The sequence below is a fragment of the Ruegeria sp. CH10 genome, assembly GCF_056537125.1.
Genome location: NZ_JBQFQY010000001.1, coordinates 756,170 through 780,666, shown reverse-complemented (window position 1 = coordinate 780,666; position 24,497 = coordinate 756,170). Strand labels below are relative to the sequence as shown.

The 24,497-nt window shown below is 59.2% G+C and carries 23 protein-coding genes; 14 read left to right on the top strand and 9 right to left on the bottom strand.

All coding sequences use genetic code 11. The features are described from left to right. Positions 1-33: 33 nt before the first annotated feature. The 3 genes from betI to ACRZ94_RS03870 all read left to right on the top strand — a co-directional run bounded on the left by betI (position 34) and on the right by ACRZ94_RS03870 (position 2,573). Positions 34-606, top strand: a complete 573-nt coding sequence (gene betI, locus ACRZ94_RS03880) for a choline-binding transcriptional repressor BetI (RefSeq protein WP_480650241.1) — start codon at positions 34-36, stop codon at positions 604-606. Then, positions 603-2,111, top strand: a complete 1,509-nt coding sequence (gene betC / locus ACRZ94_RS03875) for a choline-sulfatase (RefSeq protein ID WP_480650242.1) — start codon at positions 603-605, stop codon at positions 2,109-2,111. The genes betI and betC overlap by 4 nt, the downstream gene beginning before the upstream one ends. A gap of 222 nt (positions 2,112-2,333) precedes the next feature. Continuing rightward, positions 2,334-2,573 carry an HP1242/YdcH family protein gene (locus tag ACRZ94_RS03870; protein ID WP_480650243.1) on the top strand — a complete coding sequence of 80 codons (240 nt, stop codon included), beginning with the start codon at positions 2,334-2,336 and terminating at the stop codon, positions 2,571-2,573. 67 nt (positions 2,574-2,640) lie between these two features. Here the strand turns inward: ACRZ94_RS03870 and ACRZ94_RS03865 are convergent, their stop codons facing one another. Both ACRZ94_RS03865 and ACRZ94_RS03860 read right to left on the bottom strand, forming a co-directional pair. Beyond that, positions 2,641-4,041 carry a helix-turn-helix domain-containing protein gene (locus ACRZ94_RS03865; RefSeq protein WP_480650244.1) on the bottom strand — a complete coding sequence of 467 codons (1,401 nt, stop codon included), beginning with the start codon at positions 4,039-4,041 and terminating at the stop codon, positions 2,641-2,643. A 65-nt stretch (positions 4,042-4,106) separates the two neighbouring features. Continuing rightward, complete coding sequence (locus ACRZ94_RS03860) at positions 4,107-5,312, bottom strand: multidrug effflux MFS transporter (RefSeq protein ID WP_480796918.1); 1,206 nt, start codon at positions 5,310-5,312, stop codon at positions 4,107-4,109. Between the two features lie 183 nt (positions 5,313-5,495). Here ACRZ94_RS03860 and ACRZ94_RS03855 point away from each other — a divergent pair, with 183 nt between their 5' ends. The 3 genes from ACRZ94_RS03855 (at position 5,496) to ACRZ94_RS03845 (ending at position 8,114) form a co-directional block, all read left to right on the top strand. Beyond that, positions 5,496-7,028, top strand: coding sequence for an acyl-CoA carboxylase subunit beta (locus ACRZ94_RS03855; RefSeq protein ID WP_480650246.1), 1,533 nt, complete (start codon positions 5,496-5,498; stop codon positions 7,026-7,028). Between the two features lie 221 nt (positions 7,029-7,249). Continuing rightward, a complete protein-coding gene (locus ACRZ94_RS03850) occupies positions 7,250-7,627 on the top strand; it encodes a DUF6497 family protein (protein ID WP_480650247.1) in 378 nt (125 codons plus the stop codon). Between the two features lie 133 nt (positions 7,628-7,760). Then, a complete protein-coding gene (locus ACRZ94_RS03845; RefSeq protein ID WP_480650248.1) occupies positions 7,761-8,114 on the top strand; it encodes a hypothetical protein in 354 nt (117 codons plus the stop codon). An 87-nt stretch (positions 8,115-8,201) separates the two neighbouring features. Here the strand turns inward: ACRZ94_RS03845 and ACRZ94_RS03840 are convergent, their stop codons facing one another. Next, positions 8,202-9,353: a DcaP family trimeric outer membrane transporter gene (locus ACRZ94_RS03840; RefSeq protein ID WP_480650249.1), complete on the bottom strand. Its 1,152-nt coding sequence runs from the start codon at positions 9,351-9,353 to the stop codon at positions 8,202-8,204. Positions 9,354-10,003: 650 nt separating this feature from the next. Between ACRZ94_RS03840 and ACRZ94_RS03835 the strand changes: the two genes are divergently transcribed. Beyond that, positions 10,004-10,207, top strand: coding sequence for a hypothetical protein (locus ACRZ94_RS03835; RefSeq protein WP_480650250.1), 204 nt, complete (start codon positions 10,004-10,006; stop codon positions 10,205-10,207). 114 nt (positions 10,208-10,321) lie between these two features. Beyond that, on the top strand, positions 10,322-12,370 hold the full coding sequence (locus ACRZ94_RS03830) for an acetyl-CoA carboxylase biotin carboxylase subunit (RefSeq protein WP_480650251.1): 2,049 nt from the start codon (positions 10,322-10,324) through the stop codon (positions 12,368-12,370). A 76-nt stretch (positions 12,371-12,446) separates the two neighbouring features. On the opposite strand, the gene ACRZ94_RS03825 is transcribed toward ACRZ94_RS03830, so the two are convergent. Next, entirely contained in the window at positions 12,447-12,893 is a 447-nt protein-coding gene (locus ACRZ94_RS03825) for a DUF4174 domain-containing protein (RefSeq protein WP_480650252.1), read from the bottom strand. A gap of 168 nt (positions 12,894-13,061) precedes the next feature. On the opposite strand from ACRZ94_RS03825, the gene scpA reads away from it, so the two are divergent. The 6 genes from scpA (at position 13,062) to ACRZ94_RS03795 (ending at position 18,501) form a co-directional block, all read left to right on the top strand. Next, on the top strand, positions 13,062-15,188 hold the full coding sequence (gene scpA / locus ACRZ94_RS03820; RefSeq protein WP_480796707.1) for a methylmalonyl-CoA mutase: 2,127 nt from the start codon (positions 13,062-13,064) through the stop codon (positions 15,186-15,188). A 107-nt stretch (positions 15,189-15,295) separates the two neighbouring features. Then, positions 15,296-15,898, top strand: a complete 603-nt coding sequence (locus ACRZ94_RS03815) for a VOC family protein (RefSeq protein ID WP_480796706.1) — start codon at positions 15,296-15,298, stop codon at positions 15,896-15,898. Further along, a complete protein-coding gene (locus ACRZ94_RS03810; protein WP_480796705.1) occupies positions 15,895-16,383 on the top strand; it encodes an N-acetyltransferase family protein in 489 nt (162 codons plus the stop codon). Before ACRZ94_RS03815 ends, ACRZ94_RS03810 begins: the two co-directional genes overlap by 4 nt. A gap of 45 nt (positions 16,384-16,428) precedes the next feature. After that, positions 16,429-17,109 carry a TerB family tellurite resistance protein gene (locus ACRZ94_RS03805; RefSeq protein ID WP_480650256.1) on the top strand — a complete coding sequence of 227 codons (681 nt, stop codon included), beginning with the start codon at positions 16,429-16,431 and terminating at the stop codon, positions 17,107-17,109. Positions 17,110-17,113: 4 nt separating this feature from the next. Continuing rightward, positions 17,114-18,091: an endonuclease/exonuclease/phosphatase family protein gene (locus ACRZ94_RS03800; protein ID WP_480796704.1), complete on the top strand. Its 978-nt coding sequence runs from the start codon at positions 17,114-17,116 to the stop codon at positions 18,089-18,091. 38 nt (positions 18,092-18,129) lie between these two features. Beyond that, entirely contained in the window at positions 18,130-18,501 is a 372-nt protein-coding gene (locus ACRZ94_RS03795) for a hypothetical protein (RefSeq protein ID WP_480796703.1), read from the top strand. A 107-nt stretch (positions 18,502-18,608) separates the two neighbouring features. Here ACRZ94_RS03795 and ACRZ94_RS03790 read toward each other — a convergent pair whose 3' ends face one another. The 5 genes from ACRZ94_RS03790 to ACRZ94_RS03770 form a co-directional block, all read right to left on the bottom strand. Continuing rightward, positions 18,609-20,153, bottom strand: coding sequence for a Ppx/GppA family phosphatase (locus ACRZ94_RS03790; RefSeq protein WP_480796702.1), 1,545 nt, complete (start codon positions 20,151-20,153; stop codon positions 18,609-18,611). 49 nt (positions 20,154-20,202) lie between these two features. Then, positions 20,203-20,892, bottom strand: a complete 690-nt coding sequence (locus ACRZ94_RS03785; RefSeq protein WP_480650260.1) for an HdaA/DnaA family protein — start codon at positions 20,890-20,892, stop codon at positions 20,203-20,205. Then, positions 20,893-21,966 carry an AI-2E family transporter gene (locus ACRZ94_RS03780; protein ID WP_480650261.1) on the bottom strand — a complete coding sequence of 358 codons (1,074 nt, stop codon included), beginning with the start codon at positions 21,964-21,966 and terminating at the stop codon, positions 20,893-20,895. It lies immediately after the preceding gene. Between the two features lie 91 nt (positions 21,967-22,057). Then, on the bottom strand, positions 22,058-23,032 hold the full coding sequence (locus tag ACRZ94_RS03775) for an isopenicillin N synthase family dioxygenase (RefSeq protein ID WP_480796701.1): 975 nt from the start codon (positions 23,030-23,032) through the stop codon (positions 22,058-22,060). Next, on the bottom strand, positions 23,032-24,396 hold the full coding sequence (locus tag ACRZ94_RS03770; RefSeq protein WP_480796700.1) for an FAD-dependent oxidoreductase: 1,365 nt from the start codon (positions 24,394-24,396) through the stop codon (positions 23,032-23,034). The genes ACRZ94_RS03775 and ACRZ94_RS03770 overlap by 1 nt, the downstream gene beginning before the upstream one ends. Between the last annotated feature and the right edge of the window lie 101 nt (positions 24,397-24,497).

Here is a 24,497-nt window from a genome sequence, read left to right as displayed (position 1 = left end):
CGTCCTTTCATTCATCGTTGGGAGGGATCAGCTATGCCGAAAATCGGAATGGAGCCAATCCGTCGTGACGCGATTGTGCGCGCCACGATTGCCGAGCTTGGGGCCAAGAAATCCCTCGACGTAACTGTCAGCCAGATTGCCAAAAGGGCTGGAATGTCCAGCGCCCTTGCGCATCACTATTTTGGCGGCAAAGATCAGATATTTCTGGCCGCTATGCGGCACATCCTGTCCGATTTTCGCGATGAGGCGCGGTCAGAGCTGGCGACCGCTGCCCCGGAGAAAAGGGCACAAGCCATCATCCGCGCCTGCTTTGCGCCTTCTTGCTTTACGCCCGATGTCATCGCAGCGTGGATGACATTTTATGTTTTGGCGCAGACAAACGATGACGCCTTGCGCCTGTGGCAGATTTATCAGGCGCGTATCCGTTCCAACCTTGTGGACGCCCTACGCCCGGTGATGAGCGACCCGGTCGAGGCCGCCGAGAACATGATCGCTCTGATCGACGGGCTGTATATCCACGCTGCGCTCAGCGCCCCGGAAGAACCGCAACTGGCTGTGAACCACGCGATGCGCGTCCTCAACACTCTGATCGAGGCTGAAAAATGACCAAACCAAACATTCTGATCCTGATGGTGGATCAGCTGAACGGAACCCTCTTTCCCGACGGTCCCGCGGACTGGCTGCATGCGCCGAACCTGAAGAAACTGGCCGCGCGGTCCACGCGGTTTGCGAATGCCTACACAGCCTCGCCGCTTTGCGCGCCGGGGCGGGCCAGCTTCATGTCCGGGCAGCTGCCTTCGCGCACCGGCGTCTACGACAACGCGGCCGAGTTCCGCAGCGATATTCCCACCTATGCGCATCACCTGCGCCGGGCCGGATACTATACCTGCCTGTCGGGCAAGATGCACTTTGTCGGCCCAGATCAGTTGCACGGGTTCGAGGATCGCCTGACCACCGACATCTACCCCGCTGATTTCGGCTGGACGCCCGACTATCGCAAACCGGGCGAACGGATCGACTGGTGGTATCACAACATGGGCTCCGTGACCGGCGCCGGCATAGCCGAGATTTCCAACCAGATGGAGTATGATGACGAGGTCGCCTACAACGCTAAGACAAAGCTGTATGATCTGGCGCGTGGCAAGGATGGGCGTCCGTGGTGTGTGACTGTCAGCTTTACCCATCCGCACGACCCTTATGTGGCACGGCGCAAATACTGGGACCTCTATGAAGACTGCGAGCATCTGATGCCCGAGGTGTCGGACCTTGGCTATGACAATCAGGACCCTCATTCCAAACGGATTTTCGACGCCAATGACTGGCGCAGTTTTGACATAAGCGAAGAAGATATCCGCAAATCTCGCCGCGCCTATTTCGCCAATATTTCATATTTGGACGACAAGATCGGCGAAATCCTTGAGGTGCTGGAAACCACACGGCAAGAGGCGACGATCCTCTTTGTTTCGGATCACGGCGATATGCTGGGGGAACGGGGCCTTTGGTTCAAGATGACCTTCTTCGAGGGCTCATCTCGGGTGCCCCTGATGATTTCAGCCCCTGATTTGCCAGCCGGCCGCATTGATACGCCTGTCTCGACCATTGATGTGACGCCGACCCTTGGCGCGCTGGCCGGGGTGGACATGGCTGAAATCGCACCATGGACCGATGGCGAAGACCTGGTGCCACTAGCCAAAGGGGAGCCACGGACAGCACCGGTTGCGATGGAGTACGCGGCCGAGGCGTCTTATGCACCACTGGTGTCGCTGCGCTATGGTAAGTGGAAGTACAACCGCTGTGCGTTGGATCCGGATCAGCTGTTCGATCTTGAGGCCGACCCGTATGAGTTGGACAATCTTGCAGGCAAACCTGAACATTCAGGCACTCTGCAAAGCCTGCGTGCCAAGTCCGAGGCCCGCTGGGACCTCGACCGTTTCGATGCGGATGTCCGCGCCAGCCAAGCCCGTAGGTGGGTGGTCTATGAGGCGCTGCGGCAGGGCGGGTATTACCCATGGGATTACCAGCCTTTGCAAAAAGCGTCTGAGCGGTACATGCGCAATCACATGGATCTGAATATTGTCGAGGAAAGTCAGCGCTTTCCCCGCGGAGAGTGATCCCTTTATCTTCTCAAAAAACTCCCGCCAGAGGCGCAGAGATTTTTCGACGAAAAATCTTGGCCCTGGTGGGCATCGGTGGTGCTGCCACGGGCCACTGGCCGCCTGTGTGCACCTCTGGATTGCGCCTAGGTGCAGCGGTGATTTGATCCGGGTCAAAGCGGGGTGTGACAAACATCTATAGACCTGACTCGTAACGACATATTTTAGGAGCGAACAGGAATGTCCCACACCCCGCATGAACTGGCCGAAGAGTTTCCGGACAAGGTTGAATTGATGAGCCAGCTCAAGCAATCAGACGCGCATTTCGCGCGGCTGGCGGATGAGTATCATGAGATCAACCGCGTTGTTCATCGCGCCGAAACCAATGTCGAGCCGATGGAAGACCTTGCCGAGGGCGAACTGCGCAAGAAGCGCGCGGCGCTTAAGGATGAAATCTGGTCGATCCTGTCGAAGGCTTAAGCAAGCGGGCGGGGGCTTTGCCCCCGTCGTCTTCGTCAACTCCCCGCCGTTTTTGAACAGAAAAAGATCAGGTGACTTCGTACGGTAGGGTTCCGCGGGTATGGGCGTCGATAGACAGGCGACGTTCCAGCGGTGGGACCGAGCGCTGGTGGCAGTGTTGCCGCTCGCAAATCCGGCAAGAGATACCGATCGGTTCATAGGCGCTGGCGTTGTTGATATCCAGATTGTCAGCATAGACCAGCGCTTCGGCATGGCGTATTTCGCAACCAAGTGCGATAGCGTAGCGGCGCACAGGTGCCCCGAACGAGCCGCCCGATTTTGAAACATCCCGCGCCAGTGAGATATAGCGAACCCCGTCCGGTGTCTCCGCGAGTTGCCGCAGGAAATGGCCTGGAGTTTCAAAGGCGCGGTGTACATTCCATAGGGGGCAGGCACCGCCAAAGCGGGCAAATTGCAACCGTGTGGCTGAGTGGCGTTTGGTGATTGTCCCGGCCTGATCAACGCGGACAAAAAAGAACGGGATGCCTTTGGCACCCGGGCGCTGCAGTGTGGACAAACGGTGGGCAACCTGTTCGATGGAGGCTCCGAACCTGTTGCTGAGCAGTTCCAGATCGTGCCGATGTTCCTGGGCCGCGCTCAGGAAAACGCCATACGGCATAAGCGACGCCCCGGCGAAGTAATTGGCAAGGCCGATCTTGGCGATGGCGCGGGCCTCGTCGCTTTGAAATTTGGCGAAATCCAGCGTCGCGTCCAACAGTTTATCCTGACTGATCAGTGCGACTTGCAAAAGAAGCTGAAAGACCTGTGTTTGGGGCGCGATACGAGAGGATAACTGCAGAGTCTTGCTGTCAGCGTCGTATTTCCGGGTCTCTTCAATTTCTGTGAACTGAACCCTGATGCCGCGTTCGCCCAGGCTGTTGATTGCTGCGGCACGGATACCGCCGGACTCTTCGGCCCGTGTGGAAAAGCGCTCGGCGGCGCGGTCAACCGCGTCGATGTAATTGTCGCAATAATGGAAGAAATCGCGCACCTCTTCCCATGGGCTGGCTTGAATTTGGGCGTCTTCGCGCCCCAGCGCCTCGTCCAGCGACGCAAGCCGTTCATGGGTTTGCCGATAGGTTCTGTGCAGGGCGATAAAGGCGCGCGCCAGTGCGGGGGCGTTAGAGGCGGTCAGGCGCAGATCAGCCAAAGGCGGGACTGCATCGTCAAAGACGGGATCTGCCAGCGCCTCGCGCATGTCCGATACCATACGCTCGCTGTCGCCGGTGCTCAGCTCGGTCACGTCCATGCCGAATTCCTGCGCCAGCGCCAGAACAACCGTGGTCGAGACCGGCCGATTGTTGTTCTCCATCTGGTTCAGGTAGGGAAGCGAAACCCCCAGTTTGGTTGCGAATTCTTTTTGCGTTAGGGCCAGGCGCGTGCGCATCTCGCGCAGTTTTGCACCGGCATAGAGTTTCTGGGTGGCCATGGCGTGCCTTTGCAACTTTTCTGTTTTGGCACGATAACTTTGCAAACCAACTGAAGCAAGCTGCGTTACAGGCCCAGTTGCCTTTCCCGTCGGATGACTGACGCAATCGCGCAGATGGCCAGAACAGAAGTGGCCAGCATCAGCCAAAGCAGGGGCATTGCGCCTGTCTCATGGGTCAGCAGCGCTCCTGCAAACGCGCTGAGTCCCGCGCCGCCGCCCAACATGATTGCGCCGCTGAGGCCTGACGCGGTGGCGGCCAAATGCGGGCGAACGGACAAGGCGCCCGAGGTTGCATTGGGTATCGTCATGCCGTTTCCGACCCCCACAAAGGTCATGAAGGCGAAAAAGCTGAACGCTGTACCCAGGCCGGCCAGGAACAGTGAGGCGGAGAGGGTGATGCCCACCGCGTTCATCCAGCACCCCCACAGCACCATGCGGTTCACGCCAAAACGAACCGAGTAACGGCCGCTGAGGAAGTTGCCGAAGAAATACCCCAAAGCAGGCGCGCCGAAATAGATGCCAAGCTGTGCGGCGCTCAGGCCGAAAAGCTCGCTGCCAATAAAGGGGGCTCCGCCCAGATAGGCAAAAAACGCCCCGGACGAGAGAGCCGAAGACAGAGAATACCCCCAAAAGCGCGGAGATCGCAGCAATTCGGGATATTCGCGAAACTGTTGAACCAGCGTTTTTCCACTTTTGGTCGAGGTCTCGCCGAAGTCCAGGAATGTCAGCGCCAGGGTCAGCGCGCCCAGGAAAAACGGCAGCCAGAAATTGGCCTTCCAGCCAAAGCTTTCTTCGAGCAAGCCGCCAATGGCCGGGCCGATCATCGGGACAATCGCCATGCCCATCGTCACATAGCCGATCATCGAGGCCGCCTGATCCTGAGAATAGAGGTCGCGCACCGCCGCTCGGCTGAGAACCATGCCGACAACGACAATGGCCTGACTCATACGAAACAGCAGAAACACTTCGATATTGGGGGCGTAAATGCAGCCCAGCGTGGCGATCAGGAACAGCGCCAGCCCCCATAACAGAACGGGCCTGCGCCCGGCCTTGTCCGCAATCGGACCAATCAGAATCTGGAGGACGGCATTGACCAAAAGATACAACGCGATGGACAATTGCATCACCTTGTAATCGGCCTGAAAGTGCAAGGCCATGTTAGGCAGGCTGGGCAGAAACAGGTTCAAGCTCAGAGCGGACAGCCCCGAGAGCAAAACAAGCGTCGATATTGTTGGGGGTGAGCGATGGGCTCGGGGTGAACTGAACTGCATGGTTCGCATTTATAAGCACCGTTTCGGGGAAGGCCATCCATGACGTCCATTCATTTTGATACTTAGCAAATTTACAATTTTCCAGATGTTGATTGCCAAATATTTGCAAATTTGCCGAAAGATGCTTTGGACCTGAGCCTTCTGCGTATAGTGTCGCGCGAAATCTCACAGGGAATGAGCGCCATGAAAGATATTCTGACCGAGCTGGAAGACCGTCGCAACAATGCCCGGATGGGCGGTGGACAAAAGCGCATTGATGCGCAGCACGGCCGTGGAAAGCTGACCGCGCGCGAGCGGATCGAGCTGTTGTTGGACGAAGACAGCTTTGAAGAATTCGATATGTTCGTCAGTCATCGCTGCACCGATTTCGGCATGGAAAACCAAAAACCTGCGGGCGATGGGGTTGTGACCGGCTGGGGCACGATCAACGGCCGAATGGTCTATGTGTTCAGCCAGGACTTTACCGTATTTGGCGGGTCGCTGTCGGAAACCCACGCGCAGAAAATCTGCAAGATCATGGATATGGCGATCCAGAATGGCGCGCCGGTTATTGGGATCAACGACTCGGGTGGGGCGCGTATTCAAGAAGGCGTGGCCTCACTGGCGGGTTACGCCGAAGTGTTCCAGCGCAACATCATGGCCTCGGGCGTGGTTCCGCAGATCAGCGTGATCATGGGCCCCTGCGCCGGTGGCGCGGTCTATAGCCCGGCGATGACCGACTTTATCTTTATGGTCAAAGACACCTCATACATGTTTGTGACCGGCCCTGACGTCGTTAAAACGGTGACCAACGAGGTCGTCACAGCCGAAGAACTGGGCGGTGCCTCGACCCACACCAAGAAATCCTCGGTCGCGGATGGGGCGTTTGAAAACGACGTTGAGGCGCTGGCCGAAGTGCGCCGTCTGGTCGATTTCCTGCCGCTGAACAACCGCGAGAAACCTCCGGTCCGTCCGTTCTTTGACGAACCCGGCCGTCTTGAAACCTCGCTGGATACGCTGATCCCGGATAACCCGAACTCGCCCTATGACATGAAAGAGCTGATCACCAAAGTGGCGGATGAGGGCGATTTCTACGAGATTCAGGAAGACTACGCCAAGAACATCATCACTGGCTTTATCCGCCTTGAGGGGCAGACCGTTGGTGTGGTGGCGAACCAACCGATGGTTCTGGCCGGGTGTCTGGATATCGACAGCTCACGCAAGGCGGCGCGGTTCGTGCGCTTCTGTGACTGCTTTGAGATCCCGATCCTGACTCTGGTCGACGTGCCGGGGTTCCTGCCGGGGACAAGCCAGGAATATGGCGGCGTGATCAAACACGGTGCGAAGCTGCTGTTTGCCTATGGTGAAGCGACCGTTCCAAAAGTGACTGTTATCACCCGCAAAGCCTATGGTGGTGCATATGACGTGATGGCCTCCAAGCATCTGCGTGGTGACTTCAACTATGCCTGGCCCACCGCCGAGATCGCCGTGATGGGCGCCAAAGGCGCGACCGAGATCATCCATCGCGCCGATCTGGGCGATGCGGACAAGATCGCGCAGCACACGCAGGATTACGAAGATCGGTTCGCCAATCCCTTTGTCGCAGCCGAGCGTGGCTTTATCGACGAAGTGATCATGCCGCAATCCACTCGCCGTCGCGTGTCGCGCGCCTTTGCCAGCCTGCGCAACAAGCAGTTGAAGAACCCGTGGAAAAAGCACGACAACATCCCGCTGTAAGCCGGATTACTTGAACCCCGCAGCTGTCTTGCTGCCAGTCAGACATCTGTCTGGCGGCAGGATCGTAGAACATCGCCGGATGGCGTGTTTGACTTTGAGGTCAAAGCTGATACATGGAATGCCTTACGAGATATCGAAAAGCGCGGGCCAAAAGCCAGGCGCGCGCGACCCCGGAGAGAGGAGCTTGTCTTTGGCAAGTCTGGGGTCGCGCCTCTATTTCGGTGTTTCTTGCATGGTCATCCACAGCACTGGCGCAAGCGGAAAATCTGTTGTCGGTCCCGTCCGGCCAGCCAGTGCATCTGAGCGACGTTTTGCTGGACAACAACCCAGGTGAACTTTGGGTCAGGTTCCGCTTTATCGCACCCAAAATCGGATCAGATGTTGGTCGGATCGGGTATGATGTGGCCTCGGTGGATATGGAGCATTTGTGCCAGACCCTCGCCATCGCCTATGTATCGCGGCACGAGCTTGAGCCTGCACGGGTTGTAATTTCGCTGTCAGACAGGCCCACCGAGTTCGGGCGCACCGCGCCGGATGCAACGCAGTTTTTTGAAGCCTATCGGTTGGAGCAATCCCACTGTATCTGGGAGGGGCTCTGACCATGAAACCCCGTTTTCACCCCCTCAGAGCGTATCTGAATACCAATGCGGCTTTGGAGGTGCGCGAAATGATCCCATCTGTTTTTGGGGGCAACTCTGTTTTCCTGAAACCCTCGAATAGCGAGGTGCCGACATGCTGAAGCATCGCGGTTTCCCCGGTCGTTTGCCGGGCACGGATTTTCAGTTCACTATCCGCCGGGCCAATCCCAAAGGCGTGACCCCCATCACACGGCGTGACCGATTTCGGGATCGCAAACCGGCAGACCGACGCGCGGATGCCGCATTCATGCAGGCGCTGTGGGAAAATTTTGGCGACCAGCCCTTTGAGCGTGGCAATCTGGATGCAGGCCGTCTGAGCTGGCTGTTTGAACGCGAAGTGATCGCCGCCGAAGATCCATTTGACCCGGCCAGCTATGACGCTTTGCTTGTGATTGATGTTGATACGGCGCGGATGTCATTTCCTGACATCTTCGACGGGGTGCGCTGAGCCGTGCCGACTGCGGTCGCGCATATCCATCCGGCAGGAGGCCCGGAGAAAACCCTGCCCGGTGTCGGGCAGGGCGGTATTGTTCGATCAGAAGTTCAGCTGCGCTGCGACCTGGATACGGTCGCCGTCAAAGTCCTGACCGGTGGTCGCGTCATTGCGTTCGCCATAGATGTATTCGGCGCTCAGCGTCAGGTTCTCGGTAGCCTGATAGAAGGCGTTGACGTGGATCGTCTCAAGCTCGGTGAAAGCAAGCGTGCCGGTCGAAGTCGGCAGATCGTAGTCTTCATAGCCGTAGGCGATGCCGACGTTCCATTTCTCACTGATCTGTTGACGCAATTCGACGGTGAAACCGTCAACGTCGTTGGCTTCGCCGCCAACAACCGCATCACCCAGACCAATCAGGTACGGGCCAAGCGCTTCGCCGGTCACGTAGTTTACCTGAAACAGGCCACCTTCCCAAAGTCGGGCAGATCCCGACACGGTCAGACCAGTTTGGTCGACTTCGACACCGCCGCCTTCTGCTTTACCGTAAAGCAGGGCGCCGCGTGCGATGAATCTGCCATCATTGTATTCGGCCGACGCGGTAAAGACCGGATCATCAGAGTTCGAGCCGCTGACGTTTTCTTCGATCGAAACGGCAACGGTTGTGTTTTCGCCAATGGTGTTCGTATAGCGAACCTGCGGAACACGGGCAAAGGCGATACCAACGGGGCCGTTGAATTCAACCGAGGTCGGGTAAGTGTCCAGCGGCTGGAAGTTCGTCCAGAACTGACCGATCAACCACTGATCGCCAATGCGGATGTTCGCGTGGCGCAGGCGCAGTTCTGCGGCACCACCACCTGCGAACAGGTCCAGTTCCAGTTGCCCACCGATGTCACCAATGGCGCTGGGCGTGCTGGTCAGCAAGCCGATGCGCGACTGGCGAACAGTGGCACCAAAGGTACCGCTTGTCGCGTTGGCCGGCTCACCGATGACGTTCACGAAGGCGGTGTCGCCCTGGTCAAAGTCAAAGTCGTAGAAGAAGTCGGCTTTGACATAGCCATACACGTCCAGTGTGGTGTTGCCGATCCTGAACTCACCGGGGGTAGCGTTTGGTCCCTGCGATTCCAGTGCTTCGATCCGAAGGCGCAGCTTTTCCAGTTCTGCCTGAGTCTCTGCATCTTGAGCAAAAGCCAGCGTGCCAGAGACGCTAAGAGCCGAGGCAGCGAGCAGGAGTGCCTTTTTTCTCTTTGTGATCATGTGGGTGTTCCCTTGTGTGCAAGATTGCACGCGCAAAGTTTCACGCATTTGTCAGCTGGGGAAATCACGAGAATGGGACAATTCAGCCGTGAATCCTCAAGGAAAATTGTTCCAAGTAAACGCCAACTTCACACAAGGGTGAACAGATCGGTTAACCTTGTGTCAGGGAACGAATTTTTTTCTCTCGCCCGCTCAACGCGGCGTGATGATGCGAGTGCAGAAAAACGGTCAGGCGGAGTTTTTTGTAACGACAATGTGACGATGGGCGTGAGTAAGCCCCAAGATGAGACTTTGCACGCTATCGGCACGAAATTGCGCGCAAATTCTCGGTATGGGCGAATTCCAGCCGGAATCCGGATGGGAAACAATCCTGTGTTTGCACACGCATTTGTGCTGTGCATGGTGGGCGGGCTGTGTGGCTCTACTTTGCCTGCGCCGCATAAGCACCTACTATTCCGTACCCCTTCCTTACGCGGGCAGGTTTGTGATGTTCACAAAACCTTGCCCGCGTTTTTCTTTGCACCCACATTGGCTGTTGGGTGGCGTAAAGCTGCGCAAAACGCAGAAAAACAACGCGTGTTATTGAATAACAGCCTGCGGTTGCGGCATGTGCCCCTCGATACAACACCAAGCCAAAAGAGGCAGAGCATATGCGATTCCAAAAACTCATCCTTGCCTTGGCAGCCTGTGCAGGACTGGCCGCCTGCGGCGATTCGACCGGCGAGCAGGCCCTGTTGGGCGGCGGCGGCGGCGCATTGGGTGCCGCGGTTCTCGGGGCAGACCCGTTTGTCGGCGCGGCCGTCGGTGCCGCCGGCAACGTGCTTTTCTGTAAAACGCAGAAGAACTGCTACTAACGCATCTTTCGGGGCGCACTCCGCCTCGACCGTCATCGCGCAAAACGCCGTTGTGGGGTTCACGCCCCGCAGCGGCGTTTTGCGTTTCCAGAACACCAAGACAAAGGACGTTCCATGTTCAACAAGATCCTGATCGCCAACCGGGGTGAAATCGCCTGCCGGGTTATCAAGACCGCGCGCAAGATGGGTATCGGCACAGTTGCCATCTACTCGGACGCAGACAAGAACGCGCTGCATGTGTCGATGGCGGACGAGGCCGTCCATATCGGACCACCGCCCGCGAACCAGTCTTACATCGTGATCGACAAGGTCATGGACGCTATCCGCCAAAGCGGCGCGCAGGCGGTGCATCCCGGTTACGGTTTCCTGTCGGAAAACTCCAAATTCGCCGAGGCGCTTGATGCCGAAGGCGTTGCTTTTGTCGGGCCCCCGGTCGGTGCGATTGAAAGCATGGGTGACAAGATCACTTCGAAGAAAATCGCACAGGAGGCAGGCGTATCGACGGTGCCCGGTTACATGGGTCTGATCGAAGACGCCGACGAGGCGGTCAAGATTTCCAACGACATTGGCTATCCGGTGATGATCAAGGCCAGCGCCGGGGGCGGTGGCAAGGGCATGCGCATCGCGTGGAACGATGACGAGGCGCGCGAGGGGTTCCAATCCTCCAAGAACGAGGCGGCGAACTCGTTCGGGGATGACCGGATTTTCATCGAGAAATTCGTGACCCAGCCGCGTCATATCGAAATTCAGGTTCTGTGTGACAGCCACGGCAACGGTATCTATCTGGGCGAGCGTGAATGCTCGATCCAGCGCCGGAACCAGAAGGTTGTGGAAGAGGCCCCGTCGCCGTTCCTGGACCCCGAAACCCGCAAGGCAATGGGCGAACAGGCGGTCGCTTTGGCCAAGGCTGTGAACTATGCCAGCGCCGGTACGGTTGAGTTCATCGTGGACGGCGAAAAGAACTTCTATTTCCTTGAGATGAACACGCGCCTGCAGGTGGAACACCCGGTGACCGAATTGATCACCGGCGTTGATCTGGTCGAGCAGATGATCCGCGTGGCCGCAGGTGAGAAACTGTCGATCACGCAGGACGATGTGACCCTGACCGGCTGGGCCATCGAAAACCGTCTGTATGCCGAGGACCCGTATCGTGGGTTCCTGCCGTCAATCGGTCGTCTGACCCGCTATCGCCCGCCGCAGGAAACGGCGTGTGGCCCGATGCTGGTCAATGGCAAATGGCAAGGCGACGCGCCCGAAGGGTCAGTGGCGGTGCGCAACGATACCGGCGTCTATGAGGGCGGTGAGATCAGCATGTATTATGACCCGATGATCGCCAAGCTGTGCACATGGGCCCCAACCCGGGATCAGGCGATCGAAGCGATGCGGGTGGCGCTGGACAGTTTCGAGGTTGAGGGTATCGGCCACAACCTGCCGTTCCTGTCTGCCGTGATGGATCACCCGAAATTCATCAGCGGCGACATGACCACCGCCTTTATTGCCGAGGAATACCCCGACGGGTTTGAAGGCGTCACCCTGCCAGAAGAAGACCTGCGTCGTATCGCAGCCTCTTGCGCGGCGATGCACCGTGTCGCCGAAATCCGCCGCACCCGTGTCTCGGGCCGGATGGACAACCATGAACGCAAGGTCGGCTCTGATTGGGTTGTCACTTTCGGGGGTGAGGTTCCGTGGCCGCTCAAGGTTATTGCCGATCAGGACGGGGCCACGATCTTGTTCGAGGATGGCCGGGAAATGCGCGTGACTGGCGACTGGACCCCGGGTGATCAACTGGCCACCATGATGGTGGATGGTGCGCCGTTGGTCATGAAGGTCGGCAAAATCTCGGGCGGGTTCCGTATCCGCAACCGGGGCGCGGATTTGAATGTGCATGTGCGCACCCGGCGTCAGGCCGAACTGGCGCAGCTGATGCCGGAAAAACTGGCACCCGATACTTCGAAAATGCTGCTCTGCCCGATGCCCGGCCTTGTCGTGAAGGTCGATGTTGAAGTGGGGCAAGAGGTTCAGGAAGGGCAGGCGCTGTGCACGATTGAGGCGATGAAGATGGAAAACATCCTGCGCGCCGAGAAAAAGGGCGTGGTCGCCAAGATCAACGCAGGCGCAGGCGACAGCCTTGCCGTGGACGACGTGATCATCGAGTTCGAGTGATCATGACCGCGCTTTTGTCATATCCCTGCAGCATCCCGGCGTTCGGCACCGGGGGCTTGGGGCGTGGTAAAGGTGCTCAGCCGCCCTCGCGCCGTTCGCGGATTTCACGTTCGCGCAGGGGGGTTTTGTCGATGGATCGGCCAATCTCGCGCACGCTCCACGGGCTGGGTTTGCGCAGCTTGACGACGCCGTCCTTGTCGACAAAGACCATCTGGAACCCGCGCGGCCGAAGCTGCGACCGGATCGGGGACCGGGCATCCGGGTCCGTGTCGGTGATCACTACGACATCGCGGTCGCGCATCGCGGCCTCGCCTTCAACCAACATGTCGATCTGCTGCTGGAAGCGCGGGTCTGCGGGCGTATCGGCAAAGACGATGATGGGCCGGTTCACCCATAGAAATTCACTGAGTTCGCTGTCACCCGCAGGTCGAACGAACTCATCTTCCACAGGCGCAGAGCCATCGGCGGCAAGAACTGCCATCGGGAATAGTGCCGAGAAAACAAGGGCAAGCGTGCGTGTCATAGGGCCTCCTGTTCTATTGAATATAGCCGCTGCTTTGACGAATGCGACCGGCGATTTGCCCGAGCTGCTCAAAATTTCGCGCTTTGACCCGGTTGGCCGGGCAGGGTGCCGCACAACAACGCGGCGGCGTCAGCCCGCCGTGATCCGAATTGACGAGAGGAAATCGACATGACCAACACAAAGGACTGGCAGGCGCTGGCGGAAAAAGAGCTGCGCGGACGGCCGTTGGACGATCTGACCAAAGAGACGCTGGAAGGCATCGACGTCAAGCCGCTCTATACAGCCGAGGACACCGCCGACCTGCCGCATATGGGTAATTTGCCGGGGTTCGGGCCCTTCACGCGCGGGGTCAAAGCCACGATGTATGCGGGCCGTCCCTGGACGATCCGCCAATACGCTGGGTTTTCGACCGCCGAGGAATCGAATGCGTTTTACCGCCGCAATCTGGCCGCCGGTCAGCAGGGCGTGTCCGTCGCCTTCGATCTGGCCACGCACCGGGGCTATGACAGCGACCACCCGCGCGTGGTGGGCGATGTGGGTAAGGCCGGTGTGGCCATCGACAGTGTCGAGGATATGAAAATCCTGTTCGACGGCATTCCGCTGGACAAGGTGTCAGTGTCGATGACGATGAACGGTGCGGTGATCCCCATTCTGGCGAATTTCATCGTGGCGGGCGAAGAGCAGGGCCATGACAAATCCGTCCTGTCCGGCACCATTCAGAATGACATTCTGAAAGAGTTCATGGTGCGCAACACCTATATCTACCCGCCCGAACCGTCGATGAAGATCATCTCGGACATCATCGAATACACCTCGAATGAGATGCCCAAATTCAACTCGATCTCGATCTCGGGCTATCACATGCAAGAGGCCGGTGCGAACCTCGTGCAGGAACTGGCCTATACGCTGGCCGATGGCCGTGAATATGTACGCGCCGCGACCGAGGCCGGGATGGACGTGGACAAATTCGCAGGGCGTCTGTCGTTTTTCTTTGCCATTGGCATGAACTTCTTCATGGAGATTGCCAAACTGCGCGCCGCGCGCACCCTGTGGCACCGCGTGATGACTGATTTCGGCGCGAAATCCGAGCGGTCCAAGATGCTGCGTACGCACTGCCAGACCTCCGGTGTGTCGTTGCAGGAACAAGACCCCTATAACAACGTGATCCGCACCGCCTATGAGGCGATGAGCGCGGTTCTGGGCGGTACGCAGTCGCTGCACACCAACGCGTTGGATGAGGCGATTGCCCTGCCCACCGATTTCTCGGCCCGGATCGCGCGAAACACGCAGTTGGTGCTGCAGGAAGAAACCGGCGTGACCGATGTGGTCGATCCGCTGGCGGGGTCCTACTATGTCGAAAGCCTGACCAATGAGCTGGTCGAAAAAGCCTGGGCCCTGATGGAAGAGGTCGAGGAAATGGGCGGCATGACCAAGGCCGTCGCCTCGGGCATGCCCAAGCTGCGGATCGAAGAAAGCGCCGCGCGCCGTCAGGCCATGATCGATCGGGGCGATGAGGTAATCGTCGGCGTCAACAAATACCGCAAGGAACAGGAAGACCCGATCGACATTCTGGACGTCGACAACGTTGCTGTGCGTGAGGCACAGGTCGCCCGGCTCGAACGTATCCGTTCGACTCGCGACGATGCCGCATGCCAACAGGCGCTGGACGCGCTGACCAAGACCGCCCAAGAGGGTGGAAACCTGCTGGCCGCCGCCGTCGAGGCCGCCCGCGCCCGTGCATCCGTAGGAGAGATCAGCATGGCTATGGAGAAAGAGTTCGGCCGCCATCGCGCCGAAGTAAAGACGCTGGCCGGTGTCTATGGCGCAGCGTATGAAGGCGATGAAGGCTTCGCCGCGATCCAGAAATCCATCGAAGATTTCGCCGAGGCTGAAGGTCGCCGCCCGCGTCTTTTGGTGGTCAAGATGGGGCAGGACGGTCACGACCGGGGCGCCAAGGTGATTGCCACAGCCTTTGCCGATATCGGCTTTGACGTGGATGTCGGGCCCTTGTTCCAGACCCCGGCCGAGGCAGCGCAGGATGCGGTGGACAATGACGTCCATGTCGTCGGTATTTCCTCGCAGGCCGCCGGGCACAAAACGCTTGCTCCGCAATTGGTGGAAGAACTCAAGAAAGCAGGTGCCGAAGACATCATCGTCATCTGCGGTGGGGTGATCCCGCAGCAGGATTACCAGTTCCTCTATGACCACGGGGTCAAAGCGATCTTTGGGCCCGGAACCAACATCCCCGAGGCTGCACAGGACATCCTGCGTTTGATCCAGGAAGCCAAAGCGTGACGCTGGCCAAGATTTTTCGACGAAAAATCTTGTGATCGCGCGACTTTGACGAAAACATGCGACCAGATCCCCTGCGGGTCTGGTCGCAATCGTTTGAGAGGTCGCACATGCTGTTGGATCATCTGGCCGTGGCGGGCGAAACGCTGGAAGAGGCCGCCGCGCATATCGAAGACGCCTTGGGTGTGCACCTGCAAGAAGGCGGCAAGCATGATGCTTTCGGGACCCATAACCGCCTTTTGGGATTGAAAAACGGTCTGTACCTTGAGGCCATCGCGATTGACCCCGGAGCGCCTCGGCTGGAACGCACCAGATGGTTTGATCTGGACCGGTTCGCAGGCAAGCCGCGCCTGACAAACTGGATTTGCCGGGTGCCGGATATCGACGCCGCGCTGGCGCTGTTTCCCGATGGTGTCGGTCAGCCCATTGATCTGGCGCGGGGGGCTCTGCGATGGCAAATGGCCGTGCCGCTCAATGGAAGGCTGCCTTTTGACAATCTGTTTCCGGCGCTGATCCAATGGCATGGGGATTTGCACCCGGCCCGAATGCTGCAGGACAGCGGCTGCAACCTGCGGCGGCTGGTGGTCTACCACCCGGACGCGCTGGATCTGGCGCAGCTGTTGGGAGCGCTGGAGTATGTGGCCTTCGACACCGGTCCCGCCGCGCTGCGCGCTGAATTCGACACGCCGCATGGGCCACGCGTGCTGGAATGATGATCAGGCAGGCCCGGACCTCGGATGCCGAGGCAGTAGCCGCAATCACCAATGCAATCATACGTGATACGCTGGTGACCTTTACCACGCAAGAGCGCGACGCAGCAGCGATTGCCCGGGAAATTGAAACACGCAGCCCTGCATTTCTGGTGGCCGAAAAAGACGGTCAGGTTTTGGGTTTTGCGACCTTTGGTCCTTTCCGGAATGGACCGGGATACGCGCAATGCTGCGAGCATACGGTCCAATTGACGCCCGCCGCACGTGAGCAGGGCGCAGGTCGAGCCCTGATGGCCGCGCTTGAGGACATTGCCCAGCAAGAGGGGGTTCATGTTCTGGTGGCCGGTATTTCATCGGCCAATCCTGCGGCCACCGCATTTCACGCCGCGCTGGGCTTCAAACACGTCGGCCATATGCCCGAAGTCGGTTGCAAATGGGATAAAAGACTGGATCTGGTGCTGATGCAGAAAATTCTTGCGCAGGAGTGATCTGTCGCACCTGACAGTTGCGAATTGGGACGCTAGGGTGCGCTCATGTCGATCTGGACCCGTATCTCTGACGCGCTTAGCGCGCTTGCCCAAGGCGAAAGCCTCACCGCTGTTTTTGAGAAACTGCGCACGCCGCCCGAACGCTCGGTCGCGTTTACGATCGCCGTGATCGCACTGGGGGCAAAGATGGCGAAAGCCGACGGGCAGGTAACGCGGGATGAGGTCACGGCCTTTCGCGACGTGTTCCAGATCGCCCGCGATGATGAGGCCGGAGCCGCCCGCGTCTTTGACATGGCACGGACAGATGTTGCGGGCTATCAGGATTACGCCCGCAAGATCGCGCAGATGTTCGCGGATGATAGCACCACGCTGTGCGATCTGATGGAGGGGCTGTTCCATATCGCCATGGCCGATGGGTTCTATCACCCCAATGAAAATGAATTTCTGGAAGAAGTCAGCCGGATTTTCGGCCAGACCGATGCGCAATTTCTGGCCCTGCGTGCGCGGTTTGTGCCGGATGCGCCCAAAGACCCCTATACGGTGCTCGGCGTACCGCGCGACATGGCGCTGCCCGATATTCGCAAGGTCTGGCGGCAATTGGTGCGCGAAACCCACCCCGATGCGATGATGGCGCGGGGCGTGCCCGAAGAGGCGATCCGCCTGGCCGAGAAGAAGATGATCGACATCAACCGCGCCTGGGATGAGATCAACGGCGCGCGGGCCTGAGCCTGTGCGGCTCGCGACCTACAATATCGAATGGTTTGCCAATCTGTTTGACCGCAATGACAAGCTGCTGGTCGATGACAGCTGGTCGGGCCGCTACAACGTCACCAAGGCGCAGCAGGTCGAAGCGATTGCCAAAGTGCTGACAGCGCTGGATGCGGATGCCATTCTGATCGTCGAGGCCCCCAATACAGGGAGCAAACAAAACACCGTCCGCGCCTTGCAGGGCTTTGCCGAGGCGTTCGAGCTGCGCACATCCCATGCGGTGATGGGTTTTCCCAATGACACGGATCAGGAACTGGCGCTGCTTTATGATCCGCAGATTGTGACAGCGCGCCATGATCCTGTCGCTGGCGACAAGGAGGCCCCGCGCTTTGATGGCGTGTTTCACATCGACCTCGATATTGACGCGACCGAAGATCATGTGCGGTTCTCTAAACCTCCGATGGAGCTGTCGCTGCAGATCAGGGGAGGGGCGCAGGTCCGGCTGATCGGGGCGCATCTGAAATCCAAGGCTCCGCATGGGGCCGGGTCTCGGGATGAGGGGATCCGCATCTCAATCGCCAATCGCCGCAAACAACTGGCGCAGGCCGTGTGGCTGTCGCGCCGGATCGGTGCGCATATCACGGATCACCAGCCGGTGATCCTGATGGGCGATCTGAATGATGGGCCGGGACTGGATGAGTTCGAGCACCTATTCGGGCGATCCTCGGTTGAGATATTGCTGCAAGCGGGCTTGTACGATCCCTATGCTGTGGGGGGCGATCCAGCTGCTTCAACGGCGCGGTTTGCCCGAGGGAAGGGGCAATACCTTGAGGCGCTGCTGGACTATGTCATGATCAGCGAAAATCTGCGGGCACTGGACCCGGTCTGGCGCATTTGGCACCCTTTGAATGATCCCGAAATCCGGGCCTTACCGGATCTGCAAAACGCCTTGCTGACGGCCTCGGATCACTTTCCGGTCACGTTGGATATCCGGCTCTGACCTTTCATCTGCGGGTGTCAGGGCTTATATTCAGAAACATGAAACATCTTGTTACGATCTGTGCGGTCGCGTTTACGGCGCTGCCAGCCGCAGCCGAGGAAGACACCGGAAAGTCCCTGATGGAGCAGGGGGCTGAGCTGTTTTTTGAAGGGTTGCGGCAAGAAATGGAGCCCGCGCTTGAGGATTTACAGGGGATGGTCGATCAGTTCGGCCCGGCCATGGAGTCCTTCTTTGTGCAGATGGGCCCCGCACTGGCTGATCTGGCGGGCGAGGTTGAGGATTGGAGCGCTTATGAAGCGCCAGAAATCCTTCCGAATGGCGACATCATCATCCGTAAAAAACCGGTTGAATCTGTGCCCGAGAGCCCGGATCTGCCTCAGCCGGACTCGGATGGTGCCACGGAAATCTGACGCTTAGAGCGTTTCGGGTTTTACCTGAAACACTCTGCGACACGAATATCCCGAGAACGCCGCAGGCGTGGCAGGGTATTCGTGTCTCAAGTCAAACGCGAAACGCTTTAGCCGCGGATTAAGACGCGCGTGTCCGATTTTAGAGCGGAGGCAAGGGAATTGAGCCGCGCTTCGGCCACTTCGTTGAACAGTGGCCCGGCAGCCTTGGGCAACAAAAGCTCAAGCTGGCGTTTCTTTGGGTAAAAGCGCAATCGGCCCATGGTGGCGTCATTTTGCATCCACAGCATGGCCCCGAACCGCATCGCCTTGCCCAGAATTTCGGCCTGTTTCTGGTCTTTCTCCTCAAGCAGCTTGTAAAGCGGTTCAAACCGGTTGCCTTCGCGTTTATTGCGGTAACGATGTTGGAGTGCGAGGCCGATAAACACCCGTTCCGAGTGCTTAAGCCCGCCCAGATTGGCGCGAGTGACATAGTCGAAACAGACTTCGGCCCGATAGTCGGGATGCGCGCGCCAGCTGACATCGTGCAGCAGACATGCGGCCTTGATCAGGCGCACGCGCGTCTCTGGGGCCGATTTGAACAGGGGCATCACAAAATAATAGAGGTGTTTGCCAAAGCCCGGCAGACGGGCATCCTTGGCCTCAGAAAACCGGCTGGCTTCGATCAACGGGTCGCGATCGCGCAGGATTTGCGGCATTTGTTCATAAAGCAGCCCCTCGCGAATGCCATAGCTTGAGATGGCGATGTCCTTGGGCTTGAAAGTCCGGATCAACCGCGCCAGCACGTCCATCGCATAAGGGATCAGCGCCATGCGCGAGCTGGACACCCCGGCCTGGCTGCGCAGCTTGTCGGGATCGCCCTTTTCGATGAACTTGATGGTCTCATGCACCTGTTTGGTGGTCATGCGGTATTCGTGCAGCACATTCAGCGGGTAGCCGCGCCGCAACATGTCCAGCCGCGCAAAGGCACGCCAGCTGCCGCCCACAAGAAACAGGCGGTCGCGCTGTTGGCCCATCTGTCCGCGCAACTCTTCCATCGTGGCTTTGATATGCGCCTTGCGCGCGCGTCGCCCGCCTTTGATGTCGCGCAGTTTCAGTGGACCCAGGGCGGATGTCACCCGACGCCCGACATCGCCGCCGCCAATCTCGGCCAGTTCCATGGACGAACCACCGATGTCGCAGATCAAACCGTAAGCCCCGGGCCAGCCCAAAAGCACGCCTTGCGCCGACAGCCGGGCCTCTTCACCGCCATCAATCACCGATACGGTCAGGCCGGTTTCTTTATGGACCTCGTCGCAGAATTCTGGCCCATCTTCGGCTTCGCGCACGGCTGCGGTGGCAACCACATGAAGGCCGGGCAGCCCCAGGTCATCGGCCAGACGCTGAAACCGGCGCAAGGCGTCCAGCGCGCGCGCCCGTCCGAGGGGGTTTAGCCGCCCGGTCTCTGACAGTCCCGCACCCAGTTCGCACATCACCTTTTCATTGTAGAAATAGGCCGGAGACCGTGCGGCCCCGTCAAAGATCACCATCCGGACCGAGTTCGACCCCACATCGACAACGCCCACCCGCGACAGGGCGCGGGCCTCGGGGTTGTCAAACAACGGCTTTCCAAAAGGTCCCCAGTCCGGAATGTCGATTTCGACGGCTTGATCCATGTCTTGTCCAGATGTTCCGGTGGCAGTTTGCGAAATCGTCGGGGTTGGGTCAATTGTCTGGTTCGACATCGCTTCCGTCCGAATTCAATACTCTGATGGCCAGTGAACGCGTGATTTCGCGTTTTTCCGACAGCGCAATCTGATCCAGCCGCGCCACAACCTCGGCTGCGGTTTCAAAACGGCGATCCATGTGTTTGACCAGATAGGCGATGACCTCGGGGCCGGGGTTCAATTGCCGGTCGATAAAGAGCTTGGCCAAAACAGCACCCAACAGCGCGTCATCGGGCGGGTCCAACGCAACGTGATGCGCGCCTTCGATGCGGCTTTGCAGATCGGGCAGGGGCAATTGCCACAGCTTGGGCACCAGCCGCCCGGTCATCAGCAGGGCGTGACCCTCGGCCAAAGCCAGATTGTGCAGATGGAACAGGGTCTTTTGTTGTTCGGGGTCATCGGCGATCATCGGTACGTCTTCGACCGCGATCGGTGTGCTGGCCAGCGCTGGTACATCCTCGTAACGCAGGTCACGGGCCTGAATGATCCGGCCTCCGGTCTCGGCCGCCCAGACATGGGCAAGATGCGTTTTGCCAGCGCCCGCAGGGCCGCTGAGCACCAGTTTGTTGCCGGGCCAGGACGTGGCCGAAATCATCGCAACCGCCAGCGCATTGGCTGGTGAGACAAAGAAATCCTCGCGGCCCAGTGCGGTTTTGGCCGGTAGGTCAAAGCTGAGTTGTCGGGACATTTATTCGTCTTCCTGATTCAGTCCTTCAAGGCCAGTATACAGGCGACTGTCCAGATAAACCGATGTCAGGAAGCGGGCCACCACACCGAGAGCTGCGGCCACGGGAACCGCGATCAACATGCCTACAAAGCCAAACAGAGCGCCAAAAACCGACAGCGCCAGCAGCAGCCAGACCGGATGCAGGCCCACCGAATGCCCCACCAGCTTGGGGGTCAGAAAATTGCCTTCGGTCACCTGACCCAGGGCAAAGATGCCTGCGACCAGTCCGATATGGGTCCAGTCCCCCCAGAATTGGAACAGCGCCAGACCAATCGCCAATGTGCCGCCGATCAGCGCCCCCAGATAGGGAATGAAGGTCACCAGCCCCGCGATGAACCCGACGATCAGACCGAATTGCAGGCCAACGGCCATCAGGGCCACCGCGTAATAGGTGCCAAGGATCAGACAGACCGTGCCCATGCCACGTACGAACGAGGCCAGAACTGCGTCAATCTCACCCGCCAGACGCTTGATCGTGGGGGCGTGGTCGCGCGGCAGCAGCTCTCCGATCCGGGCGATCATGCGGTCCCAGTCCATCAGCAGATAGACTGCTACGACGGGGGCAATGATCAGCAGCACAACAACATTGATGGCCGAGCCAAGCGACGCGATCACCGATTGCAGCAAATCACCGCTTTTCGATTGCAGTGTTTCGCCAATGGAAACCAGCGCCTGGTGCGAGCTGGATTCGGAATCCAGCAGCGACGGGAACTGCTTTTCGATAAAGCCCCGCAGCTCTTTGAACAGGCTTGGCAGTACTTCGACCAGATCGATCAACTGTGTGATCAGGGCAGGCACCACCATCAGAATCATCAGGACAAAGCCCAGAACGCCGACAATGGTGATGATCCCGGTGGCGGCCATTCGCGACAGGCCCAGCGCCTCAAGCCTGTCCGCGACCGGGTCCAGAAAATAGGCAATTGCGCCGCCGATGACAAAAGGCAGCAAAACGTCGCCAAGGGCCCATAACATCAGCACAAAGACCGCAGCAGCTACGCCCCAGTACCGCAGTTGATCCTTCACCGGCAGAGCCATGCCCGTCCCCTTGTTATCGGTTCTTGCATATGTTCTTGGCGCATGCAGCCCTGTGATGCAAGCGGTTCATGGTGGGTCGGAAATGCGGGTTTCAGTCGCTGAGCGTTCCAAGTTCGGGCGTGGTGTCATCCGCATGTTCGTCGGGCCAGTTGGTGCGCCAAATCTCGGCCGACCAGTGGCCGCAATGCACCGGTGGACGTCCAAATCCGGGCAGGGGATCAACCAGTGGCGCGACCACGACATCATGGCGGGGGACGGCGAAATAGGGGAACGAGTACCGCTCGCGGCCCGAGCGGTTGACCACCCGGTGCGGCGTGGATTTCAGCCGTCCACCGGACCACAACTCCAGCATATCGCCGATATTGACGATGAACCCGCCTGGCGGGCAGTCGGGGGTGATCCAGCCGCCATCGCGGGTCTGCACCTCAAGCCCGCCGACGGGATCGGGCGCGATGATGGTCAGCGCATCGGTATCCTTGTGCGGATGGATGCCATAGCCGCCCTCATCCGGGGCCTGCGGCGGATAATGCAGCAGGGTCATGTTGGTCATCGGATCACGGAAGGCATCGCGCAGCGTGTTTGGGGCCAGGTTGAGACCGACCTCAAGCGCGCCCAGCAGCAGATCGGCCACTGCGTCCAATTGCGCCCAGTAGGCGAGGATGATCTGCCCCGCCTCAGGCACCTCACGCGGCCAGATATTCGGACCGTACAGCGCGCAGTCCTTGCGGATGGGCGCGTCAGGCGCGGTTTCGCGATGCAGCTTGTAGCCCTCGTATTTGTCGGCTTTGCCCGAACCGTCATTGGGCGTGAAGAATCCCATCGGGATGTACCCGCGATAGTTCTCGCGGGTGATGGCCTGATCCCATTTGGCGCTTTCTTCGATGTCAAAGATTGCCTGCACACAGCGGCGCACCTGATCGACCTTTTCCGGCGGAATGCCCGTTCCTGTGATCGAGAGAAACCCGATCCCGGTGCAGGCGTCCATGACGTGCCGGACGGTCAGGTCATAGTCGGGATGATCGCGATCACACAGCGGCGAGACGTCTATAGTAGGGATTTGCTGCATCAGTGAATCCTCACACCCTGCCGATCCAATTCCTTGTGAACGGGGGCGAGGTTCAACTCATGCACGTCCTGGTTGCTTTTCAACGACAGCGCAGCGGCGATGCCTGCGCCCTGACCCATGACCGCGCAGCAGGCCATGTTGCGCGTGGCGGCATGGGCCACCTTGTCGGACCCGTGCGAGCGGCCCGCAACCAGCAACCCCTTGATCCCATTGGGCAGCATCGAGCGATAGGGGATCTGCATATACCGCCCGGTCGTGGGCAGGATCAGGATGCCATAGCCGTCGATGAATTCGGGGTAGATGCCGATTGTATCTTCGAACCGGCCCTGATGGCGGGCGTCGTCTTCGGTCATGTTGTACACCGCGTCGATCTTGCGGGTGTCGCGGATGCCGATGGTCATGCCGAAATTCCGCAGGCGTGCGTTCTCGCACCCGGGCATGAAGCGGCGCAGCGCCTCGATGGCCAGCATGGATTGGCGGCGGCCTTCGATCTCACCGCGCGTCAGGCTGTCAGGGTCGGTGCCGTCGATTTCAGCCAGATGGATGAGGTTCATATAGGTCAGCTCACCTGTGTCGTGCATCGCGCCCCAGGTGCCCGCGATGGTGTTCAGATGCGCCGGGATCAGGCCCGCATCAATCGCCTGTTGGAAGGGTTTGTGCACAAATGGCGAGAACATGTCGTCCTCTTTGCCCGAGGTCTCGATGTTCCATTCACCACCGCCGCCCCAGTCCTTGTAGGTCTGCGGATCGGCCTTGACGCCCTCCATAAAGGCGCGCTTGTCGACACCGGCCAAATGGAACATGACCGAGGCGGCCATCATATCCTCGCGCGCGGTCTTGTGAGTGGGGGCGCCCGCGCGATGGGCCACGTCGGCGTCGCCGGTGGTGTCGATCACCACGCGGGCCAAAATCGCCTCGCGCCCGGCTTTGGATTCGGTGATGATGCCGGTGATCCGGTCGCCGTCCATAATGGGGGCCACGAACTGACGGTGCAGCATCGGATGCACGCCCGCCTCATCCACCAGTTTGTCGGCCACCAGTTTGAACCCTTCGCTGTCCAGCTCATAACTCAGTGACTGGCTTTCCGGCACGGCTGCGCCCATGTCCTTGGCGCGGGTTTCGAATTCCATGCCGATGCCGCCGGCCTCAACCGTTTGTTCGTGGCGATACCATGCGAAGCCTTCGACGCCGACGGCGGTAATGTTGCCGCCCATGCAGCCAAAGCGGTCGACCAGCGACACCTCGGCCCCGGCACGCGCGGCTGCCAACGCGGCGGCCAGCCCGGCGGGGCCAGAGCCGACGACCAGAACGTCTGTCTGATGGATGACGGGAATCTGGCGGGCGGGTTCCTGAATGGTCTGCATCGGTGCCTCGTGGGTTTTACATTTCTGTCACATTTGAAAACCCTGATCGGCGGGTCAATCAAAAATCCGACTGACCCGAGGTCGCAAAAACGCCAATGCCC

Excerpts from the sequence above, each read along its gene's own strand:
- betI (WP_480650241.1), top strand. The coding sequence starts at position 34 with ATGCCGAAAATCGGAATGGAGCCAATCCGTCGTGACGCGATTGTGCGC.
- betC (WP_480650242.1), top strand. The coding sequence starts at position 603 with ATGACCAAACCAAACATTCTGATCCTGATGGTGGATCAGCTGAACGGA.
- ACRZ94_RS03870 (WP_480650243.1), top strand. The coding sequence starts at position 2,334 with ATGTCCCACACCCCGCATGAACTGGCCGAAGAGTTTCCGGACAAGGTT.
- ACRZ94_RS03865 (WP_480650244.1), bottom strand. The coding sequence starts at position 4,041 with ATGGCCACCCAGAAACTCTATGCCGGTGCAAAACTGCGCGAGATGCGC.
- ACRZ94_RS03860 (WP_480796918.1), bottom strand. The coding sequence starts at position 5,312 with ATGCAGTTCAGTTCACCCCGAGCCCATCGCTCACCCCCAACAATATCG.
- ACRZ94_RS03855 (WP_480650246.1), top strand. The coding sequence starts at position 5,496 with ATGAAAGATATTCTGACCGAGCTGGAAGACCGTCGCAACAATGCCCGG.
- ACRZ94_RS03845 (WP_480650248.1), top strand. The coding sequence starts at position 7,761 with ATGCTGAAGCATCGCGGTTTCCCCGGTCGTTTGCCGGGCACGGATTTT.
- ACRZ94_RS03840 (WP_480650249.1), bottom strand. The coding sequence starts at position 9,353 with ATGATCACAAAGAGAAAAAAGGCACTCCTGCTCGCTGCCTCGGCTCTT.
- ACRZ94_RS03835 (WP_480650250.1), top strand. The coding sequence starts at position 10,004 with ATGCGATTCCAAAAACTCATCCTTGCCTTGGCAGCCTGTGCAGGACTG.
- ACRZ94_RS03830 (WP_480650251.1), top strand. The coding sequence starts at position 10,322 with ATGTTCAACAAGATCCTGATCGCCAACCGGGGTGAAATCGCCTGCCGG.
- ACRZ94_RS03825 (WP_480650252.1), bottom strand. The coding sequence starts at position 12,893 with ATGACACGCACGCTTGCCCTTGTTTTCTCGGCACTATTCCCGATGGCA.
- scpA (WP_480796707.1), top strand. The coding sequence starts at position 13,062 with ATGACCAACACAAAGGACTGGCAGGCGCTGGCGGAAAAAGAGCTGCGC.
- ACRZ94_RS03815 (WP_480796706.1), top strand. The coding sequence starts at position 15,296 with ATGCTGTTGGATCATCTGGCCGTGGCGGGCGAAACGCTGGAAGAGGCC.
- ACRZ94_RS03810 (WP_480796705.1), top strand. The coding sequence starts at position 15,895 with ATGATGATCAGGCAGGCCCGGACCTCGGATGCCGAGGCAGTAGCCGCA.
- ACRZ94_RS03805 (WP_480650256.1), top strand. The coding sequence starts at position 16,429 with ATGTCGATCTGGACCCGTATCTCTGACGCGCTTAGCGCGCTTGCCCAA.
- ACRZ94_RS03795 (WP_480796703.1), top strand. The coding sequence starts at position 18,130 with ATGAAACATCTTGTTACGATCTGTGCGGTCGCGTTTACGGCGCTGCCA.
- ACRZ94_RS03790 (WP_480796702.1), bottom strand. The coding sequence starts at position 20,153 with ATGGATCAAGCCGTCGAAATCGACATTCCGGACTGGGGACCTTTTGGA.
- ACRZ94_RS03785 (WP_480650260.1), bottom strand. The coding sequence starts at position 20,892 with ATGTCCCGACAACTCAGCTTTGACCTACCGGCCAAAACCGCACTGGGC.
- ACRZ94_RS03780 (WP_480650261.1), bottom strand. The coding sequence starts at position 21,966 with ATGGCTCTGCCGGTGAAGGATCAACTGCGGTACTGGGGCGTAGCTGCT.
- ACRZ94_RS03775 (WP_480796701.1), bottom strand. The coding sequence starts at position 23,032 with ATGCAGCAAATCCCTACTATAGACGTCTCGCCGCTGTGTGATCGCGAT.
- ACRZ94_RS03770 (WP_480796700.1), bottom strand. The coding sequence starts at position 24,396 with ATGCAGACCATTCAGGAACCCGCCCGCCAGATTCCCGTCATCCATCAG.